The sequence below is a fragment of the Streptomyces sp. NPDC041200 genome, assembly GCF_055591805.1.
Genome location: NZ_JBVIZF010000014.1, coordinates 83,387 through 102,675, shown reverse-complemented (window position 1 = coordinate 102,675; position 19,289 = coordinate 83,387). Strand labels below are relative to the sequence as shown.

Genomic DNA, 19,289 nt, shown 5'->3' with positions numbered 1-19,289 from the left:
GCCTTCACTAACTGAACACGCGTTCATGGGTCAGGACGCGGGTGGTCAGAACCGGGGGTGGTCAGAACGCGGTGGGGCGCACGAGACCGGTCTCATAGGCGAAGACCGCGGCCTGGGTCCGGTCGCGCAGCCCCAGCTTGAGGAGGATCCGGCCGACATGGGTCTTCACGGTCTGCTCCGCCACCACCAGCCGGGTGGCGATCTCCCCGTTCGACAGGCCCTGCGCGATCAGGGTCAGCACCTCGGTCTCGCGCTCGGTCAGATCACCGACGCGGTTTTTGAGCGGAGCGCGCGGGGCGGCGGCGGATACCCGGGAGAACTCGGTGATCAGGCGCTTGGTGATGTTCGGGGCGAGCAGCGCGTCCCCGGCCGCCACCACCCGTACCGCATGGGCCAGTTCCTCCGCCGACGCGTCCTTCAGCAGAAACCCGGACGCGCCCGCGCGCAGCGCCTCGTACACATACTCGTCGAGGTCGAAGGTGGTGAGGACGAGGACCTTGACGGTGGCGCCGTCCGGTTCGGTGAGCCGACGGGTGGCCTCGATGCCGCCGAGCCCGGGCATACGGATGTCCATCAGGACTACATCGGGGGCGAGTTCGGCGGCCTGGGCGATGGCGCCCTCACCGTCCACGGCCTGGCCGACGACCTCGATGTCGGATTCGGCGTTCAACAGCACCGTGAAGCCCTGGCGGACCATGCTCTGGTCGTCGGCGATCAGGACGCGGATGCTCGTGGTCATACGGGATCCTCGACGGTCTCGGTTGCCGGAGCGGCTTCGGTGGCCGGGGCGGCTTCGGCGGCGTGGCGCATGGGCAGGACGGCGGTCACCTCATAACCCCCGTCCGGCGTGGGGCCGGTGGCCAGCTCACCCCGCAGCATCGCGACGCGCTCACGCATCCCGAGCAGCCCGTGCCCTGCGCCCGGCGAGGGCGGGGTGGGCCGGTCCGGGGCGGTGTTGACGACCCAGACGGTGAGCCCGTCCGGGTGGTACCCGATCTCCACCCGCACCTCCGCCCCCGGTGCGTGCCGCATCACGTTGCTCAGGGCCTCCTGCACGATGCGGAACGCCGACAGCTCGAGGCCCGGCGGCAGCGGCCGCCGCTCTCCACTGATCTCGGTGGTGATCGCGACCCCGGTCCCCCGCACCGTGTCCACCAGTTCGTCCAGCCGGTCGAGGGTGGGCTGCGGGGCATGCCGGACGCCATCGGCGAGGGCGTCCTCGGAGCGCAGCACACCCAGCACCCGGCGCAGCTCGGTCAGCGCCTCGACCGCGCTGCGGCGGATGCCCGCGAGGTTCTCCTTCAGCTCGTCGGAGGGGTTCTCGGCCAGATGCGGGGCGACTTGCGCCTGGATGGAGATCACCGACATGTGGTGGGCGACCACGTCGTGCAGCTCCCGGGCGATCCGGTTGCGCTCCTCCAGCAGGGTGCGCCGGGCCCGCTCCTCGGCGGTCAGCTCCTGCTGCTCGACCAGCCGCGCCCGGGCCACCCGGCGGCCGCGCAGCGCGGTGCCGACCACCACGGCGGTCGTCAGGACCGAGACGAAGAACCCCGCGTCGCTCTCGGGGGACGGCACCGGCTCGATGGAGACGCGGGAGACCAGGCCCACCAGCACACTGATCGCCAGCACCTCGACCGCTATGCGGGGGCGGGTGCGGAGCGCCAGCAGGAACAGCACCAGGGCCTGGACCGTCAGCCCCTCGCCGGACCAAGGGAATGTCGTCTCGGAGATGGACCCGGGCCTCGCGGTCAGAGCGATCACCACCGTCACGGCCGTTATCGCCCACCACGCCGGGACCGGCCGGAACAGCGCCGCCGCGAGCGCCACGGACTGGACCGCGGCGAGCAGGACGCCGACGCCCTGGCCGAACCCGTAGAACTCCCCGTACTTGTCGACGCACGCGATGAACAGCACCACCGCGCCCAGCACAACCGGAAGCGCCAGCGCGGGCAGCCAGTCCAGCCAACTCGGTCCGCCCCGGCGGGGCAGCGGATCGGCCGCCGTCGTCCACAGGTCCTCGCGCAGGATGCCCGGAACCGCCCGCAGCCCCCGCGTCACCTTCACCACCCGCCCCCGCCCCCTCATGGACGCGACCCTATCCACGCCGCACCGCCCCCACGCCCCTCCGCGCCTCCCTCACAGACCCACCCGGGCGACCCTCGCGCACCACCCGGCCTCCCGTGCGCGGCCTGCCCCGCTCGTACGCGCCGAACGCGGCCCGGCATATCAGCAGCGCCGCCGCGAACACCGGAAGCCACATCAGCCGGGCCGCCAGCCAGCCCGGCTCGTCCGGCACGGTGTGCAGACCGGACAGCGGGCCGGCGAACCGCAGCATGGTCGAGGTGACGGCCATCATCGCAGTCTGGTGCCACAGGAAGATGGTCATCGCGGAGACGTTCAGCAGCGCCACCACCGCCCACACGGCGGGCCGCGCCAGCACCCGTCGCAGCGGGCCGAGCAGCAGCAGCGCCGCCCCGCACTGGGCCAGGCCGAAGGTGACGGCGGCCAGGGTCGGCGGGTTGAGGTTGGATATCGCGGCGCCGGGCACCCCGACCATGGCCGCCGGATAGCCGCCGAACAGGACGAGAGCGGCCGTGACCGCCCCGCCCCCGAGCAGCAGCACCCAGCCGGTCATGCGCCCCCGCAGCCCTCCGCGCGCCCACGCCGCGCCCAGGCAGTACGGGACCAGCCAGCCCGCCGCCAGGTTGATCCAGCCGAGCCAGGCGGGCCCGTCGAAGCCGAAGCGGTACAGGTCGACGTAGAGGACGGCGGCGAGCGGCCACAGCGGATGCAGCCGCGCCACCAGCGGGGTCGCCGCCGTGAGCGCCGCGAAGACCAGCAGGAACCACAGCGGTGACAGCACCAGCTTGAGCAGGGTGTGCAGGGTCGTCAGCCCCACCCCCGAGGCCAGCATCGCCCCCGCCGCCAGGGACCACACCGCCAGCACCGCGGCGACCGGCCGGAACAGCCGGGCCATCCGGGCGCCCAGCCACTGTCGGTACGTCACTCCCTTGGCCTGCGCGCACGCATGGCTGCGCGCGCCCATCTGCCCTCCCACCAGGAAGAACACCGCGAGGGTCTGCAACACCCAGGAGAGCGGTACGAGATGGGGCTGGTACACCAGCGGGCTGGCGGCCCGCAGCGTGCCGCTGTCGGCGACGAGAGCGGTCACCAGCCAGTGGCCGAGCACCACGCCGAGAATGGCGAACGCGCGCAGCGCGTCCACGGCGCGGTCGCGGTGGGGCGGGGTGGCGGCGTCGATGCGCCGGATCAGCTCACGCACGGCCGTCCCCCACGATCCGGGCCAGGCTCCGCAGGCTGGTGGAACCGGGCCTCAGATAGTCGCTGTGGCCACCGCCGCCCGCGTCGAATATCCGGGCGCCGAACCCCTTCGAGACGGGATCGGTGCCCAGCCCGACGGTGGTGAACAGCAGCGGAATCCGCACATGCGGGACGCCGCCGATCCAGTCGTGCGCGCCCCGGCCCGCCCAGACCGCGGCCCGGGTGTGCAACTGGCCGACGCTGTCGGCACCGACGCCGGGGCTGCCGTACAGAACGATGCCCGCGACCGCCACCCCGGACGCGGCCCGGGCGCAGACCAGGGAGCCGTAGGAGTGGCAGAGCAGCGATATCCGGGCCCGGGGCACGGTGGTGGCCAACTCCCCGACGAAGGAGGCGAGCCCGGGTGCCGCACGGTCGGCCCGCCCCGCCGTCAGCACCTCGGGGCTCACCGTGCCGGGCGTCTCGTACCCGAGCCAGGCCACGACGGCGCCCCGCTCCCCCAGCTGGTGCCGCAGCGCGAGGGCCCCGGCGCGCAGCCGCCCGTACCGGTCGAGGCTGGTGTCCGAACCCGGCACCAGGACCGCGACCCGCGCGGCGCGCGAGAGATCCCCGAAGACTTCGACGGAACGGCCCCCGTCCCGCCCGTCGAAGGAGAGGAACTGCCGCGCCCGGTCCGCCATCCCCCGCAGCGCGGCCGCCCGCCGCCGGTCCCCGTGATCCGCGGCCATCCGCTCGGCGGCCCGTATGTCCGCGCGGTGGGCCGCATACCGCGCGTCGAGGGCGGCGGGTGTCGCGGCGGTCAGCGGAGGCAGCTCCGAGGGTGCGGGCGCCGGGACCGCCGCGGGCCGCGCGGCTCCCGCCACCGGCACGGCCACCGAGGCCGCGACGAGCACACCGAGCAGAGTGCGGCGGAGGCGGCCGCGCACACGGAATGCCATCGCTGTCCCCTTCCGTACCGGATGTCGTATGCAGGAAAAGTACGGAGCAGGGCGGGTAGTTGGCGTCACTCCGGGGAGTGCACTCGCCACGTAGCTCTCAGGTATTACGGGTACGACGCGGGGCCGCGCCGCGCAGGAGTGGCCCCGCGCCTGCGACGATCAGTCCATGTCTGAAATCACCTTGATGTCCGACCCGAGGGTCGCGGCCGTGCCGGTCAGGGAGTGTGGTGAGCCGCTGGCGGACGTACGCCGCGCACCGCGGCTGCTGGTCGACGGGCGGGCGGCGGACCCCGCCGGGGCGTACGCCTATCTGCGGCGCGGCCTGCTGGAGCGGCTGCTGACGGCGCAGTCGGCGCTGCCGCCGGGGCTGCGGCTGCTGTTCATCGAGGGCTACCGGCCGCCGGAGCTGCAGCGGCACTACTTCGAGCGCTACTCGGCCCGGCTGCGCGCCGCGCACCCGGCCTGGTCCGGCGGGGAGATCCGGGCGGCGGCGAGCCGCTACGTATCGCCGCCCGAACTCGCCCCGCACAGCGCGGGTGCCGCCGTCGACCTCACCCTCGCCGACACGGACGGGCGCGAGCTGGACATGGGCACGCCCTGGGACGCGACCCCGGAGGAGAGCGCCCGCGCCTGCTACACGGAGGCGGTGAACATCCCCGCCGAGGCCCGTGCCCGCCGGGACGCCCTGGTCGCGGCGCTGACCTCCGCCGGTCTGGTGAACTACCCCACCGAGTGGTGGCACTGGTCCTACGGCGACCGCTACTGGGCCCTCCACACCGGCGCCCCGGCGGCGCTCTACGGCCCGCGGGACCTCCCGGAGGCGCCGTAACCGTGCGGGCGGCCGGGACGCAGCGGCACCGCCCCGGCCGCCGCCAGGGGAGGAGACGGTGTCCGGGGCGGCACGGTGAGCGCGACTACCGCGAGGGATCAGCTGGGGTCAGTGACACCTCCGGAGTCCAGTTCGGCGGCGTCAGCGGTGTACGTACGCCGGTAGAGGTGGTTGTCGCGGCCGCGGATGAACAGCTCGATGTTGCCCTGCTTACGGCAGACCGCGGCCGGGTTGTCGTCGGTGCCCGCGATGCCCAGGTCGAGCCAGGCGCTCCAGGTCTGGCCGTTCCAGTAGCGGTGCAGGATCTGGTGGTCCTGGCCCTTCGCGAAGACATCCAGCCGGTCCGGGCCCCAGGTGCAGACGCCCGGGCCGGAGAGGAAACCGGTTCCGATGTCCCGCCAGGTGGACCAGGTACTGCCGTTGAGCACCCGGTGCCACAGGGTGTTGCTGGCGGCGCCGCGCGCGACGAGATCGACCCGGCCGGTGCCCCAGGACGCGGCACCGACGGTGCCCTGGATGGTGCCGCCGATGTTGTTGAACGGCCCCCAGCCGGCGTCCGGCAGCGCGGTCGCGTGGAGGACCTGGTTGGTTTCGTTCAACCCGAACAGATCGATCCGGCCTTCCCGGGCGGAGGCGGCGGCGAGCCCGCTCCAGATCTTGGTGGCCTCGTTGGTGGCCGACCAGCCGCCCTCCCAGCCTGAGCCGTCGATGTACGTCCTGCGGTACACGGACTGCCCGTTGCCCACGCCGTAGACGGTGTAGCGGTCGGGCCGGTAGGCGATGATCGCCGGATCGTAGGCGAACGGGCCGCCCAAGTCGCTCCAGTCGCCCCAGCCGCCGGACTCGGTCCACGACCGGTAAGCGATCTTGTTGGTGGTGTCGCGGGCGACCACGGTGATGCGTTCGGTCGTCCGGGACGCCGCGCTCGGCGCGGACAGGATCGCCCCGCCGACGTCCTCCCAGTCGGTCCAACTTCCCATGCAGGCCCTCCGTTTCACGCGATTCCGCTGATCGGAGAGGCCATTGGAGCGGCAGCCGCTAGAGACCCCGTGGAGGATGACACCAGCACGCCCGCCACAGCTGGCCCGCCAACGCCCTCAGGCGGTGCGCGAGGCCGCGATCTGGCGGGCCATGATCGTCGTCAGCTCGTACGCCGTGTGGGACGCCGCCACCGCGGTGATCTCCGCGTGGTCGTACGCCGGGGCGACCTCGACCAAGTCGGCGGAGACCAGGTGGCAGTCGGCCAGGCCGCGCAGGATCTCCAGCAGCTCGCGGGAGGTGAGGCCACCCGCCTCGGGCGTGCCGGTGCCGGGGGCGTGGGCCGGGTCCAGGACGTCGATGTCGATGGATATGTAGAGCGGGCGGTCCCCGATGCGCTGCCGCAGCTGGTCGGCGACCTCGTCCACGCCGCGCCGCATGACGTCGGCGGAGGTGACGACGCCGAAGCCCATCTTCTGGTCGTCGTCCAGGTCCTGCTTGCCGTACAGCGGACCCCGGGTGCCGACGTGCGAGAGGGCGGCGGTGTCGAGGATGCCCTCCTCGACGGCGCGCCTGAAGGGCGTGCCGTGGGTGTACTCGGCGCCGAAGTAGGTGTCCCAGGTGTCCAGGTGGGCGTCGAAGTGCAGCAGGGCGACCGGGCCGTGCTTACGGGCGACCGACCGCAGCAGCGGGAGGGCGATGGTGTGGTCGCCGCCGAGGGTCATGAGCCGGGCGCCGCTGTCGAGGATGTCGTCGGCGGCGGCCTGGACGGTCTCCACCGCCTCGTCGATGTTGAACGGGTTCGCGGCGATGTCCCCGGCGTCGGCGACCTGGGCGAGCGCGAAGGGGGAGGCGTCCTGCGCCGGGTTGTACGGGCGCAGCAGCCGGGACGCCTCGCGGATGGCGTTGCCGCCGAAGCGGGCGCCGGGGCGGTAGGAGACGCCGGTGTCGAAGGGCACCCCGACCACGGCGACGTCCGTGGTGCCGCCGACCTCGTCGATACGCGGCAGCCGGGCGAAGGTGGCGGGGCCCGCGTAGCGCGGGATGCGGGAGGAGTCGACGGGGCCGACGGGGGCTGCGGTGGGCTCACGGTCTGCTGCGGTCATGCATGCGAGCGTAGGCAGGGCGGCCGTTCCACCACATGTACGTTCCCCAGCACCAAGCCCGGGCGTTTTGGACACCGCGTCCATTGCCGCGTGACCGGCGTCTCTCCCCGTCCGCCCCCATCCGTACCTCCCCGTGCGGGCGCGCGCGTGTTAGAGTTGTGGTAGTTGCAGTTTTGGTACCCATGAACGTTATGTGCGCCTGACGGGATGTAGCCTCAGGCGCATTTTTGTTTTAACCGGTCATTTCCGGATGGGGTCAATGCGGCGACGCGGGTTCCGCGAGGTGTGGAATCCGGATCGGCCCCCATTGAAGGAGAATGACATGGCCACCGGCACCGTGAAGTGGTTCAACTCGGAAAAGGGTTACGGCTTCATCGAGCAGGACGGCGGCGGCGCCGACGTCTTCGCCCACTACTCGAACATCGCCACCCAGGGCTTCCGTGAGCTGCAGGAAGGCCAGAAGGTGTCGTTCGACGTCACGCAGGGCCAGAAGGGCCCGCAGGCCGAGAACATCGTTCCCGCCTGACGCAGCGCATACCGCGAGCCGGGGCCCGCACCTGAAGAGGTGCGGGCCCCGGCTCGTGCCCGCTTTCCGCGGGCCGATCCCCGCCCGTTCCAGGAAGGCGCCGCATGAGCCGTTACGCCCGCTCGCCCCGTAAGCCCCGGTCACACTCCCGCTCCCCCGTTCGTACCAGCCGTCCCTCCGACGGCGGCAACGAATTCGCCCTGCCGCCCGGCACCACCCCGGTGCTGCCCGCCGTCGCCACCTTCGCGGAGCTGGACCTTCCGGATGGCCTCGCCGCGGAACTGACGCAGCAGGGCGTCACCGTGCCGTTCCCGATCCAGGCGGCCACCCTCCCCAGCGCTCTCGCGGGCCGTGACGTCCTCGGGCGCGCGCAGACCGGCTCCGGCAAGACCCTGGCCTTCGGCCTGGCGCTGCTGGCCCGTACCGCCGGACAGCGCGCGGAACCCCGGCGTCCGCTCGCCCTGGTCCTAGTGCCGACGCGGGAGCTGGCCCAGCAGGTCTCCGACGCGCTCACGCCCTACGCCCGACGGCTGCGGCTGCGCCCGGCCACCGTGGTGGGCGGGATGTCGATCAACCGGCAGGCCAACGACCTGCGCAACGGCGCCGAGGTGGTCATCGCGACCCCGGGCCGCCTCCACGACCTGATCGACCGCGGGGACTGCCGCCTGGACCAGGTGCGCATCACCGTCCTCGACGAGGCCGACCAGATGGCCGACATGGGGTTCCTCCCCCAGGTGACCCGGCTGCTGCGGCAGGTGCCGACCGACGGCCAGCGCCTGCTGTTCTCCGCGACCCTCGACGGCGCCATCAGCCGCCTGGTGCGCGAGTTCCTGACCGACCCGGCGCTGCACTCGGTCGACGCCTCGGCGGGCGCGGTCACCACGATGGAGCACCATGTGCTGCACATCGCGGACACCGACAAGCGCTCCGTCGCCACCCGGGTCGCCGCGCGGGACGGCCGTGTGATCATGTTCCTGGACACCAAGCACGCCGTCGACCGGCTGACCCGCCACCTGCTGGCCAACGGCGTGCGGGCGGCGGCGCTGCACGGCGGCAAGTCCCAGCCGCAGCGCACCAAGACCCTGGAGCGCTTCAAGACCGGCGACGTCACCGCGCTGGTGGCCACGAACGTCGCGGCCCGCGGCATCCACGTCGACGACCTCGACCTGGTCGTCAACGTGGACCCGCCCGCGGACCACAAGGACTATCTGCACCGCGGCGGGCGCACCGCCCGCGCGGGCGGCTCCGGCAGCGTCGTCACGCTCGTCCTGCCCGACCAGCGCCGCGAGATGACCCGGCTGATGTCCGCCGCGGGCATCACCCCGAACACGGCCCGGGTGCACTCGACCGACGCCGAGCTGACCCGCATCACCGGCGCCCAGGAGCCGTCTGGCGTCCCGGTGACGATCAGCGCCCCGCCCGCCGAGCGGCAGGCGTCCGGCCCCCGGCAGGCACGCCGCGGCGGCGGGCGCGGCTCCGGCGGCGGATCGGGCCGGGGCTCCGGCGGCGGGGCTGGACGTGGTTCCGGTGGCGGATCGGGCCGCGGTTCCGGCGGTGGAGCCGGGCGCGGTTCCGGTGGCGGTGGAGCCGGGCGCGGGTCCGGTGGCGGCGCGACGAGCCGGGGATCCGGCGGCGCGTCGGGCCGTGGCTCCGGCGGCGGGTCCGGCCGTAGCCGCCGTCCCAGCCGGTAGGGGCCGTCCCAGCCGGTAGGGGCCGTCCCAGCCGGTAGGGGCCCGGCGCGCCCCTACCGGGGCTCGCCGGGGCGCCCCCGGCTCGCCATGGCCGCGTCACGCCCACACGGCGAGCAATGCACCCCATTTCCCTGACCCAGGGGCGACAATGGGCCACATGCCGATACCCAGTACCGTGCCCAGCCGTGCCGAGCTGATCGACCATCTCGTCCGTACGCGCATCGCGGGTGACGTCGCCACCCCGCGCGAGAACAACCTCTCCCACTACCGCAAGCTCGCGAACGGCGACCGCCACTACTGGCTGGGGCTGGAGCTGGGCGACCGCTGGGTGGACGAGCAGGACGTGCTGGCCGTCATGGCGGAGCGGTGCGGAGTGATCGACGACCCGGAGCACCGCACCGGGCAGGACACGATCGACCCGGAGCTGACCGTCGGCGCGCTGGACCGGATGGCGTCGGTGCTGCGGAAGGCGGCGGAGGCGCGGGAGCGGGTGCTGTTCGCCACGGGCCACCCGGGCGGGCTGCTGGAGGTGCACAGCGCCACGGCGTCGGCGCTGCACGCGGCGGGGTGCGAGATCGTCGAGATCCCGGGCGGGCTGCACGCGGACGAGGGATACGTCTTCCAGTTCTGCGACGTGGCCATGCTGGAGCGCGGCGCCACGCTGTGGCACACCCACTCCCCCGCCCCCATGGCGGCCATCCTGGACGGGCTGGCCCGGGAGGGGCGGCCGCTGCCGGACCTGGTGGTCGCCGACCACGGCTGGGCGGGGTGCGCGGGGCAGCGCGGCATCGACGCGGTGGGGTACGCGGACTGCAACGACCCGGCGCTGTTCCTCGGCGAGGCGGAGGGGACGCTTCAGGCGGTGGTCCCGCTGGACGACCACGTCACCGATCCGAAGTTCTACGCGCCGATGACGGCCTACCTGCTGGACGCGGCGGGGCTGACGGCCCAGTTCTGACGCGCGCCGCCCGGGGACGCGCGTCAGGCCGGCCATACGCCGGTGTTGACGCGCGTCACCTCGCCCCACCGCGGGGGCTACTTCTTCGGGCGCGGGACCCGCATGACCCCTTCCTGGATCACCGAGACGGCCAGCCGCCCGTCGGCGGTGAAGATGCGGCCCTTGGCGAGGCCGCGGCCACCGGACGAGGACGGGCTCTCCTGGTCGTACAGCAGCCAGTCGTCCACCCGGAACGGCCGGTGGAACCACATGGCGTGGTCGAGGCTGGCGCCGACGATGTCCCCGACCGCCCAGCCGCCGCGGCCGTGGGCGAGGAGCACCGAGTCCAGCAGTGTCATGTCGGACACATAGGTGGCCAGGCAGACGTGCAGCAGCGGATCGTCGGCGACGCCGTCCAGTTTGCCGTCGGTCCGGAACCAAACCTGCGACTTCGGCTGACGGGGCTGTCCGACGCTGCCGTACGGCGGAGCGTCCACGTACCGCAGGTCGACGGCGGCCCGCGCCTGCAGCATCCGGTCGACCACCCCGGGCCCGGCGAGCAGGTGCTCGTACCGGGGCAGCAGCTCTTCGGCGGTGGGCAGCGAGAGCGGGTCCGGTACCTCCGGCATCGGCTCCTGGTGCTCCAGCCCCTCCTCGTGCAGCTGGAAGGAGGCGGACAGGTGGAAGATCGGCTGCCCGTGCTGGACGGCGACCACGCGGCGGGTCGTGAAGGAGAAGCCGTCGCGGATCCGGTCGACCGTGTAGACGATCGGCGCCCCGGGGTCACCGGGCCGCAGGAAGTAGGCGTGCAGCGAGTGCGGCGGACGGTCATCCGGGACCGTGCGGCCCGCGGCGACCAGGGCCTGGGCGGCCACCTGGCCGCCGAAGACCCGCGGCACGAGGGGTGCGGCATCGCTCGTGCCGCGGAAGATGTCCTCTTCGATCTGTTCGAGGTCGAGCAGGTCGAGCAGGCTCTGTAGTGCGTCATTCATGGTTCAAGCAGTCTTGCAGACCCGTGTTGCGACACCGTTGCCGATGGGCGTGCACATGGCGACCGTCACAACCCCATCGACTTGGCGACGATGGACCGCATGACCTCGCTGGTCCCGCCGTAGATGCGGGTGACGCGGGTGTCCGCGTACAGCCGGGCGATGGGGTACTCCATCATGTAGCCGTAGCCGCCGTGCAGCTGCAGGCACTTGTCGATGACGACGGCCGCGCGCTCGGTGGTGAACAGCTTCGCCGAGGCGGCGTCGGCGGCGGTCAGCTCGTCGGCGTCGTGCGCGTCCAGGGCCCGGTCGACGACCGCCTGCATCGCGTCCACCTCGGCCTTGCAGTCGGCCAGCGTGAACTTGGTGTTCTGGAAGGTCGCCACGCTCTTGCCGAAGACCTCGCGGTCCTGGACGTACGCCTTGGCGAACTCGACCGCCGCGGCGGCCTGCGCGTACGCGCCCACGGCGATGCCCAGGCGCTCCTGCGGCAGGTTGTGCGCGAGGTAGCCGAAGGCCTTGCCCTCCTCGCCCAGCAGGTCCTCCACCGGCACCTTGACGTCCGTGAACGACAGCTCGGCGGTGTCGGACGTCTTCAGCCCCAGCTTCTCCAGCTTGCGGCCGACCGCGTAGCCCTCGCTCGTGGTGTCCACGACCAGGATGGATATGCCCGCGCGGCGGTCCTCGGGGGTGGCGGGGGCGGTCCGGGCGCAGACCAGGACGCGGTCGGCGAGCACGCCGCCGGTGATGAAGGTCTTGGCGCCGTTGAGCACGTAGTGGGTGCCGTCCTCGGACAGCTTGGCGGTGGTCTTCATGCCCGCCAGGTCCGAGCCGGTGCCCGGCTCGGTCATGGCGATGGCGGTCATCAGGTCACCCGAGACGAAGGAGGGCAGCCAGCGCCGCTTCTGCTCCTCGTTGGCGTACTTGAGGATGTACGGGAGACAGAGCGCGGTGTGGACGCTGCTACCGCCGAAGCTCACCCCTGCGCGGGCGGTCTCCTCGGTGATGACCGCGTTGAACTTGAAGCTGGTCTCGCCCGCGCCGCCGTACTCCTCGGGGACCTCGATGCCGAAGATGCCCAGCTCGCCGAGCTTCTTGTAGAAGTCGCGCGGCGCCTGACCGGCCTCCCGCCACTCCTCGTAGTACGGCACCACCTCGGCGGCGATGAAGTCGCGGATGGTCTCCCGGAATGCTTCGTGGTCCTCGTTGAACACCGTGCGACGCATCTCTGCGGCCTCCCTCTGGCTAAGCGCTTGCTCAGCCGAAGCTACCGGCCAGTTACCTCCCCTGTCCAGAGCCGTCCGAGGCGTGGGCGGCGCCGTCCGAAGCGTGGGCGCCGCCGTCCGGGGCGTGGGCGGCGCCGTCCGGGGCGTGGGCGGCGCCGAACGCGCCCAGGGCCAGGCGGTGCAGCAGGGCGGCGGTGGCCTCGCGGCCGGGGAGGGCGCCGGGGCGGCCCAGGTGCGGGGTGGAGTTGAGCAGCCCGAACACGGCGTGGACGCAGGCCCGGGCGTCGGCCTCGGAGAGCCCCGGATAGACCTGCCGGACGACCTCGACCCACAGCTCCACGTACTGCCGCTGGAGCGAGCGCACCAGCTTGCGGTCGGTGTCCCGGAGCCGGTCCAGCTCGCGGTCGTGGAGGATGATCAGCGGGCGGTCGTCCAGGGCGAAGTCGATGTGGCCCTCGATGAGCGAGTCCAGCACCGCCGCCGGGGCGTCCCCGGCCTCCGCCGCCTCCGCGGCGCGCCGCTTGCCGCCCGTCAGCAGCCGGCCGCTGATGCCGACCAGCAGCTCCGCCAGCATCGCCTCCTTCCCTGCGAAGTGACGGTAGAGACCGGGGCCGCTGATGCCGACCGCCGCGCCTATCTCGTCGACGCCGACGCCGTGGAAGCCACGCTCGGCGAAGAGCCGGGCGGCCTCCTTGAGGATCTGTTCGCGGCGGGTCGGTGCAGGGGCTTGCGTACTCATGGAAGCAATTCTAGACAGCGGGGTTAGTGGTCGTTAACCTGATGGGTGAGTTAACGACCACTAACCGCGAGGGGGCCCGTAGCGATGGAGCAGGCACCGGTGCTGCGAAGCGGCGCCGATCCGGGGTCCGACGCCTGGCAGGCCAATGAGGCCGCGCACCACGAGCTGGCCGCGCGGCTGCGCGAGAAGCTCGCCGCGGTCCGGCTGGGCGGCGGCGAGAAGGCGCGGGCCCGGCACACCGCGCGCGGCAAGCTGTTGCCGCGCGACCGGGTGGACACCCTGCTGGACCCGGGCTCGCCGTTCCTGGAGCTGGCGCCGCTCGCCGCCGACGGGCTGTACGAGGGTCAGGCCCCGGCCGCGGGGGTGATCGCCGGGATCGGGCGGGTCGCGGGCCGCGAGGTGGTCGTCATCGCCAATGACGCCACCGTCAAGGGCGGCACGTATTACCCGATGACGGTGAAGAAGCATCTGCGCGCCCAGGAGGTCGCGCTGGAGAACCGGCTGCCGTGCGTCTATCTGGTCGACTCCGGCGGCGCCTTCCTCCCCATGCAGGACGAGGTCTTCCCGGACCGCGACCACTTCGGGCGGATCTTCTACAACCAGGCCCGGATGTCCGGCGCCGGAATCCCGCAGGTCGCGGCAGTGCTCGGGTCCTGCACGGCGGGCGGCGCCTATGTCCCGGCCATGAGCGACGAGGCCGTCATCGTGCGCGGCCAGGGCACGATCTTCCTGGGCGGGCCACCGCTGGTGAAGGCGGCCACCGGCGAGGTCGTCACCGCGGAGGAGCTGGGCGGCGGCGAGGTGCACTCCCGGGTCTCGGGCGTCACCGACCACCTCGCGGAGGACGACGCCCACGCGCTGCGCATCGTCCGTACGATCGTCGCCACCCTGCCGCCCTCCCCCACCCAGCAGGGCGCGCCGCCCTGGCCGCTCACGGCCTCCCAGGAGCCCGCGGTCGACCCCGCGGGGATGTACGGGGCGGTCCCGGTCGACTCCCGCACCCCGTACGACGTGCGCGAGGTGATCGCGCGGGTGGTGGACGGCTCGCGGTTCGCCGAGTTCAAGGCCGAGTTCGGGACGACGCTGGTCACCGGCTTCGCCCGGATCATGGGCCACCCGGTGGGCATCGTCGCCAACAACGGCATCCTTTTCTCCGAATCGGCCCAGAAGGGCGCCCACTTCATCGAGCTGTGCGATCAGCGCGGCATCCCGCTGGTCTTCCTGCAGAACATCTCGGGCTTCATGGTCGGCCGCAGCTATGAGGCGGGCGGCATCGCCAAGCACGGCGCCAAGATGGTCACCGCCGTCGCCTGCACCCGCGTCCCCAAGCTGACGGTCGTCATCGGCGGCTCGTACGGCGCGGGCAACTACTCGATGTGCGGCCGCGCTTATTCGCCGCGCTTCCTGTGGATGTGGCCCAACGCCAAGATCTCCGTGATGGGCGGCGAGCAGGCCGCCTCCGTCCTCGCGACCGTCAAGCGCGACCAGCTGGAGGCGCGCGGCGAGAAGTGGAGCGAAGAGGACGAGGAGGCGTTCCGGGCGCCGGTCCGCGAGCAGTACGAGACCCAGGGCAGCGCGTATTACGCCACGGCCCGGCTGTGGGACGACGGGGTGATCGACCCGCTGGAGACCCGCACGGTGCTCGGTCTCGCCCTCACCGCGTGCGCGGGCGCCCCGCTGCCCGACCGCACGGCCAAGGAACCCGCGGCGCCCGGCTACGGCGTCTTCCGGATGTGAGGGGATGCACCCGATGAGTGCGGCGCATGCGATGTTCGACACGGTCCTGGTGGCCAACCGCGGGGAGATCGCGGTGCGCGTCATCCGCACCCTGCGGCGGCTCGGCGTCCGTTCGGTCGCTGTGTACAGCGATGCCGACGCCGACGCCCGGCACGTCCGGGAGGCGGACACGGCCGTGCGGATCGGCCCGGCGGCCGCCGCGGAGAGCTATCTGTCGATCGGGCGGCTGCTGGAGGCGGCGGCCCGCACCGGCGCCCAGGCCGTCCACCCCGGCTACGGATTCCTCGCGGAGAACGCGGCGTTCGCCCGCGCCTGCGCCGACGCCGGGCTCGTCTTCGTCGGTCCCCCGGCCGGGGCCATCGAGCTGATGGGCGACAAGATCCGCGCCAAGGAGACCGTGCGCGCGGCCGGGGTGCCCGTGGTGCCGGGCTCGTCCGGCAGCGGCCTCAGCGACGCCCAGCTCATCGACGCCGCCCGGGAGATCGGCACCCCCGTGCTGCTCAAGCCGTCCGCGGGCGGCGGCGGCAAGGGCATGCGACTGGTGCGGGACGAGGCGCTGCTCGCCGACGAGATCGCGGCCGCCCGGCGCGAGGCGCGCGGCGCGTTCGGCGATGACACGCTGCTCGTCGAGCGCTGGATCGACCGGCCGCGCCACATCGAGATCCAGCTCCTGGCGGACGGCCACGGCCAGGTGATCCACCTCGGCGAGCGCGAATGCTCACTGCAGCGTCGCCATCAGAAGATCATCGAGGAGGCGCCCAGCCCGCTGCTGGACGAGACCACCCGGGCGCTGATGGGCGAGGCCGCGGTGCGGGCGGCGCGCTCCTGCGGCTATGTGGGCGCGGGCACGGTGGAGTTCATCGTGCCGGGCGCCGACCCGTCCGCGTACTGCTTCATGGAGATGAACACCCGCCTCCAGGTCGAGCACCCCGTCACCGAGCTGACCACTGGGCTGGACCTGGTGGAGTGGCAGCTGCGGGTCGCCGCGGGCGAACCACTGCCCTGCGGGCAGGACGGCATCGCCTTCAGCGGCCATGCGGTGGAGGCCCGTATCTGCGCCGAGACCGCCCGGGCGGCGGGCGACGGCCGGGTGGACTTCCTCCCGTCGGCCGGTCCGGTGCTCGTCCTGGACGAACCGGCGGGCGAGGGGGTGCGCGTCGACTCCGGGCTGAGCACCGGCACGGAGGTCGGCACGGTGTACGACCCGATGCTCGCCAAGGTCATCGCCCACGGCCCGGACCGCCCCACGGCCCTGCGGCGGCTGCGCGCCGCCCTGGGGTCGCTGACCGTCCTCGGTGTGGACACCAACACCGGCTTTCTGCGGCGTCTGGCCGCCCACCCGGAGGTCGTCTCGGGCGAGCTGGACACCGGTCTGGTCGACCGCGCGGCGGCCTCGCTGCTCCCGTCCACGGTCCCCGACGAGGTCTACGCGGCGGCGGCGCTGCTGCGGCAGGCGGCGCTGGAGCCGCACGCTTCGCGGGGCGATGGCGCGGGAGGCGGCGGCTCGGGTGCGGAGGTCTGGGTCGATCCGTTCTCCGTGCCCACCGGGTGGCGGATCGGCGGCGAGCCCGCCTGGACGGTCCACCGGCTGCGGATTCCCGGCCATGACCCGGTGACGGTCCGCGTGCGCGGCCGGGCCCACGGCGCGCGGGTGCGCATCGAGCACCCGGATGCCGCGGAGGCGGACGACGCGCGGCGCCCCGCCGCAGACCACACGGCGGGGACCGGCAGCGGCGGCGCCGCGGCTGCCGAGGCCGACGCTTCGGCCCCGGGCACCGCGGCCCGGCTCGTGGGGATGGACGACGGCTCGGTCCTGCTGGACTTCGGCGGGGTCACCCACCGCTTCCGGCACGCCGCAGACGGCGCGAGCCACTGGCTGGGGCGGGGCGGGGATGCCTGGCGGGTGGCGGGGCATGACCCCATTGAGGAGGCGCTGCGCGGCGGGGCCGCCGCCGCGCACGCCGGGGAGCTGACGGCCCCCATGCCCGGCACCGTCACCGTCGTGAAGGCGGCCGTCGGGGACGAGGTCACCGCGGGCCAGGGCCTGCTGGTGGTCGAGGCGATGAAGATGGAGCACCTGGTCTCCGCCCCGCACGACGGGACCGTCACCGAGCTGGAGGTGACCCCCGGCAGCACGGTCGCCATGGACCAGCTGCTGGCGGTCGTCACCCCCCGCGAGACCGAGGAGCGTGAGTGATGACCCTCCCCATGACCGTCCCGGCCCCGGGGCTGCCCGCCCGGGTGCGTATCCACGAGGTGGGGCCTCGGGACGGGCTGCAGAACGAGAAGACGCTCGTGCCGGTTGCCGTGAAGGCCGAGTTCATCCGGCGGCTGACCGACGCGGGGCTGACCACCATCGAGGCCACCAGCTTCGTCCGCCCGGAGTGGGTGCCGCAGCTGGCCGACGCCGAGCAGCTGATGCCGTTGATCGACGATGTGCGCGCCCGGCTCCCGGTGCTGGTGCCCAATCAGCGCGGTCTGGAGCGCGCGCTCGCGCTCGGCGCGCGCGAGATCGCCGTCTTCGGCAGCGCGACCGAGTCGTTCGCCAAGGCCAACCTCAACCGGACGGTGGACGACGCGCTCGCCATGTTCGAGCCGGTGGTCACCGCGGCGCGCGAGGCGGGGGTGACCGTGCGCGGCTATCTGTCGATGTGCTTCGGCGACCCCTGGGAGGGCCCGGTCCCGGTCTCGCAGACCGTGTCCGTCAGCCGCCGCCTGATCGACATGGGGTGCGACGAGGTGAGCCTCGGCGACACCATCGGCGTGGCCACCCCCGGCCATGTGCGGGAGCTGCTGGCCACGCTGGGCGAGGCGGGCATCCCCGCCGACCGGCTGGCCGTCCACTTCCACGACACCTACGGCCAGGCCCTCGCCAACACCCTCGCCGCGCTCCAGCACGGCGTGACCACCGTCGACGCTTCCGCGGGCGGCCTGGGGGGCTGCCCGTACGCGAAGAGCGCCACCGGCAACCTCGCCACCGAGGACCTGGTGTGGATGCTCGACGGCCTCGGCATCGAGACCGGGGTCGACATCCGCCGTCTCACCGCCACCAGCGTGTGGATGGCCCGGCACCTGGGCCGACCCAGCCCGTCCCGCACCGTCCGCGCCCTCTCCCAGAAGGAGATGTGAGTCATGGCGATCGACCATCGTCTCTCCCCCGAGCACGAGGAACTGCGCCGCACCGTCGAGGCGTTCGCGCACGATGTGGTCGCCCCGAAGATCGGGGAGTACTGGGAGCAGCATGAGTTCCCGTACGAGATCATCCGCGAGATGGGCCGGATGGGGCTGTTCGGGCTGCCCTTCCCGGAGGAGTACGGCGGGATGGGCGGCGACTACTTCGCGCTGTGCCTTGCCCTCGAGGAGCTGGCCCGGGTGGACTCGTCCGTCGCGATCACCCTGGAGGCCGGGGTCTCGCTCGGCGCGATGCCGATCTTCCTCTATGGGACGGAGGAGCAGAAGCGCCAGTGGCTGCCGGGGCTGTGCTCCGGCGAGACCCTGGGCGCCTTCGGCCTGACCGAGCCGGGCGGCGGCTCCGACGCGGGCGCCACCCGCACCACGGCCCGGCTGGACGAGGCCACCGGCGAGTGGGTGATCAACGGCACCAAGTGCTTCATCACCAACTCGGGTACGGACATCACCGCCCTGATCACCGTCACCGCCGTCACCGACCGCACCGAGGACGGCCGCCCCAAGATCTCCTCCATCATCGTGCCGTCCGGCACCCCCGGCCTCACCGTCGCCGCCCCGTACTCCAAGGTCGGCTGGAACGCCTCGGACACCCGCGAGCTGTCCTTCGCCGACTGCCGCGTCCCGGCCGCCAACCTGCTCGGCGACCTGGGCCGGGGCTACGCCCAGTTCCTCCGCATCCTCGACGAGGGCCGTATCGCCATCTCCGCCCTGGCCACCGGGCTCGCCCAGGGCTGCGTGGACGAGTCGGTGTCCTACGCCAGGACCCGCGAGGCCTTCGGCCGCCCGATCGGCGCCAACCAGGCCATCCAGTTCAAGATCGCCGACATGGAGACCCGCGCCCATATGGCCCGCGTCGCCTGGCGCGACGCGGCCTCCCGCCTGGTGCTCGGCGAACCGTTCAAGAAAGAGGCGTCGATCGCCAAGCTGTACTCCTCCGAGAGCGCGGTCACCAACGCCCGCGAGGCGACCCAGATCCACGGCGGATACGGATTCATGAACGAATACCCGGTGGCCCGGATGTGGCGCGATTCCAAGATCCTGGAAATCGGTGAGGGGACGAGCGAGGTGCAGCGGATGCTGATCGCACGGGAGTTGGGGTTCGCGAGCTGAATCGGTTCCCTG

Annotated in this window: 17 protein-coding genes; 8 read left to right on the top strand and 9 right to left on the bottom strand. The window is 72.8% G+C overall.

Features of this window, described 5'->3' with window-relative positions; genetic code table 11:
* Window positions 1–61: 61 nt before the first annotated feature.
* The 4 genes from ACZ6CL_RS27310 to ACZ6CL_RS27295 are packed head-to-tail and all read right to left on the bottom strand — an operon-like array spanning window position 62 to window position 4,220.
* The gene (locus tag ACZ6CL_RS27310) at window positions 62–739 is read right to left on the bottom strand and encodes a response regulator (protein ID WP_468939924.1); all 678 of its coding nucleotides are present in this window, start codon (window positions 737–739) and stop codon (window positions 62–64) included.
* Window positions 736–2,085, bottom strand: coding sequence for a sensor histidine kinase (locus tag ACZ6CL_RS27305; RefSeq protein ID WP_468939921.1), 1,350 nt, complete (start codon window positions 2,083–2,085; stop codon window positions 736–738). Before ACZ6CL_RS27305 ends, ACZ6CL_RS27310 begins: the two co-directional genes overlap by 4 nt.
* A 10-nt stretch (window positions 2,086–2,095) precedes the next feature.
* Window positions 2,096–3,283 (bottom strand): acyltransferase family protein, encoded by a 1,188-nt coding sequence (locus ACZ6CL_RS27300; RefSeq protein ID WP_468939918.1) that lies wholly within the window; start codon window positions 3,281–3,283, stop codon window positions 2,096–2,098.
* Window positions 3,276–4,220 carry an alpha/beta hydrolase gene (locus tag ACZ6CL_RS27295; RefSeq protein ID WP_468939916.1) on the bottom strand — a complete coding sequence of 315 codons (945 nt, stop codon included), beginning with the start codon at window positions 4,218–4,220 and terminating at the stop codon, window positions 3,276–3,278. The genes ACZ6CL_RS27300 and ACZ6CL_RS27295 overlap by 8 nt, the downstream gene beginning before the upstream one ends.
* 166 nt (window positions 4,221–4,386) lie before the next feature.
* On the opposite strand from ACZ6CL_RS27295, the gene ACZ6CL_RS27290 reads away from it, so the two are divergent.
* Complete coding sequence (locus tag ACZ6CL_RS27290) at window positions 4,387–5,049, top strand: M15 family metallopeptidase (protein ID WP_468939915.1); 663 nt, start codon at window positions 4,387–4,389, stop codon at window positions 5,047–5,049.
* 98 nt (window positions 5,050–5,147) lie between these two features.
* Here ACZ6CL_RS27290 and ACZ6CL_RS27285 read toward each other — a convergent pair whose 3' ends face one another.
* Together ACZ6CL_RS27285 and speB are read right to left on the bottom strand one after the other, a co-directional pair.
* A complete protein-coding gene (locus ACZ6CL_RS27285) occupies window positions 5,148–6,029 on the bottom strand; it encodes a DUF8189 domain-containing protein (RefSeq protein WP_468939913.1) in 882 nt (293 codons plus the stop codon).
* 117 nt (window positions 6,030–6,146) lie between these two features.
* A complete protein-coding gene (speB, locus tag ACZ6CL_RS27280; protein WP_468939912.1) occupies window positions 6,147–7,133 on the bottom strand; it encodes an agmatinase in 987 nt (328 codons plus the stop codon).
* Window positions 7,134–7,455: 322 nt separating this feature from the next.
* Here speB and ACZ6CL_RS27275 point away from each other — a divergent pair, with 322 nt between their 5' ends.
* The 3 genes from ACZ6CL_RS27275 (at window position 7,456) to ACZ6CL_RS27265 (ending at window position 10,308) form a co-directional block, all read left to right on the top strand.
* Window positions 7,456–7,659, top strand: a complete 204-nt coding sequence (locus ACZ6CL_RS27275; RefSeq protein WP_365236484.1) for a cold-shock protein — start codon at window positions 7,456–7,458, stop codon at window positions 7,657–7,659.
* 104 nt (window positions 7,660–7,763) lie between these two features.
* A complete protein-coding gene (locus ACZ6CL_RS27270) occupies window positions 7,764–9,350 on the top strand; it encodes a DEAD/DEAH box helicase (RefSeq protein ID WP_468939909.1) in 1,587 nt (528 codons plus the stop codon).
* A gap of 148 nt (window positions 9,351–9,498) precedes the next feature.
* Entirely contained in the window at window positions 9,499–10,308 is an 810-nt protein-coding gene (locus ACZ6CL_RS27265) for a phosphatase (RefSeq protein ID WP_468939907.1), read from the top strand.
* A gap of 77 nt (window positions 10,309–10,385) precedes the next feature.
* Here ACZ6CL_RS27265 and ACZ6CL_RS27260 read toward each other — a convergent pair whose 3' ends face one another.
* The 3 genes from ACZ6CL_RS27260 to ACZ6CL_RS27250 all read right to left on the bottom strand — a co-directional run bounded on the left by ACZ6CL_RS27260 (window position 10,386) and on the right by ACZ6CL_RS27250 (window position 13,241).
* The gene (locus ACZ6CL_RS27260) at window positions 10,386–11,279 is read right to left on the bottom strand and encodes an acyl-CoA thioesterase (RefSeq protein ID WP_468939904.1); all 894 of its coding nucleotides are present in this window, start codon (window positions 11,277–11,279) and stop codon (window positions 10,386–10,388) included.
* Window positions 11,280–11,344: 65 nt separating this feature from the next.
* On the bottom strand, window positions 11,345–12,502 hold the full coding sequence (locus tag ACZ6CL_RS27255; RefSeq protein WP_468939901.1) for an acyl-CoA dehydrogenase family protein: 1,158 nt from the start codon (window positions 12,500–12,502) through the stop codon (window positions 11,345–11,347).
* Window positions 12,503–12,554: 52 nt separating this feature from the next.
* A complete protein-coding gene (locus ACZ6CL_RS27250) occupies window positions 12,555–13,241 on the bottom strand; it encodes an SACE_7040 family transcriptional regulator (RefSeq protein WP_468939899.1) in 687 nt (228 codons plus the stop codon).
* A gap of 84 nt (window positions 13,242–13,325) precedes the next feature.
* Between ACZ6CL_RS27250 and ACZ6CL_RS27245 the strand changes: the two genes are divergently transcribed.
* Genes ACZ6CL_RS27245 through ACZ6CL_RS27230 form a run of 4 tightly spaced genes read left to right on the top strand, consistent with a single transcriptional unit; the run spans window position 13,326 to window position 19,277 of the window.
* Window positions 13,326–14,978 (top strand): carboxyl transferase domain-containing protein, encoded by a 1,653-nt coding sequence (locus ACZ6CL_RS27245; protein ID WP_468939897.1) that lies wholly within the window; start codon window positions 13,326–13,328, stop codon window positions 14,976–14,978.
* A gap of 31 nt (window positions 14,979–15,009) precedes the next feature.
* Window positions 15,010–17,175 (top strand): acetyl/propionyl/methylcrotonyl-CoA carboxylase subunit alpha, encoded by a 2,166-nt coding sequence (locus ACZ6CL_RS27240; protein WP_468940104.1) that lies wholly within the window; start codon window positions 15,010–15,012, stop codon window positions 17,173–17,175.
* Window positions 17,175–18,107 carry a hydroxymethylglutaryl-CoA lyase gene (locus ACZ6CL_RS27235; RefSeq protein ID WP_468939894.1) on the top strand — a complete coding sequence of 311 codons (933 nt, stop codon included), beginning with the start codon at window positions 17,175–17,177 and terminating at the stop codon, window positions 18,105–18,107. Before ACZ6CL_RS27240 ends, ACZ6CL_RS27235 begins: the two co-directional genes overlap by 1 nt.
* A 3-nt stretch (window positions 18,108–18,110) precedes the next feature.
* Window positions 18,111–19,277 (top strand): acyl-CoA dehydrogenase family protein, encoded by a 1,167-nt coding sequence (locus ACZ6CL_RS27230; protein WP_468939891.1) that lies wholly within the window; start codon window positions 18,111–18,113, stop codon window positions 19,275–19,277.
* Window positions 19,278–19,289: the final 12 nt, after the last annotated feature.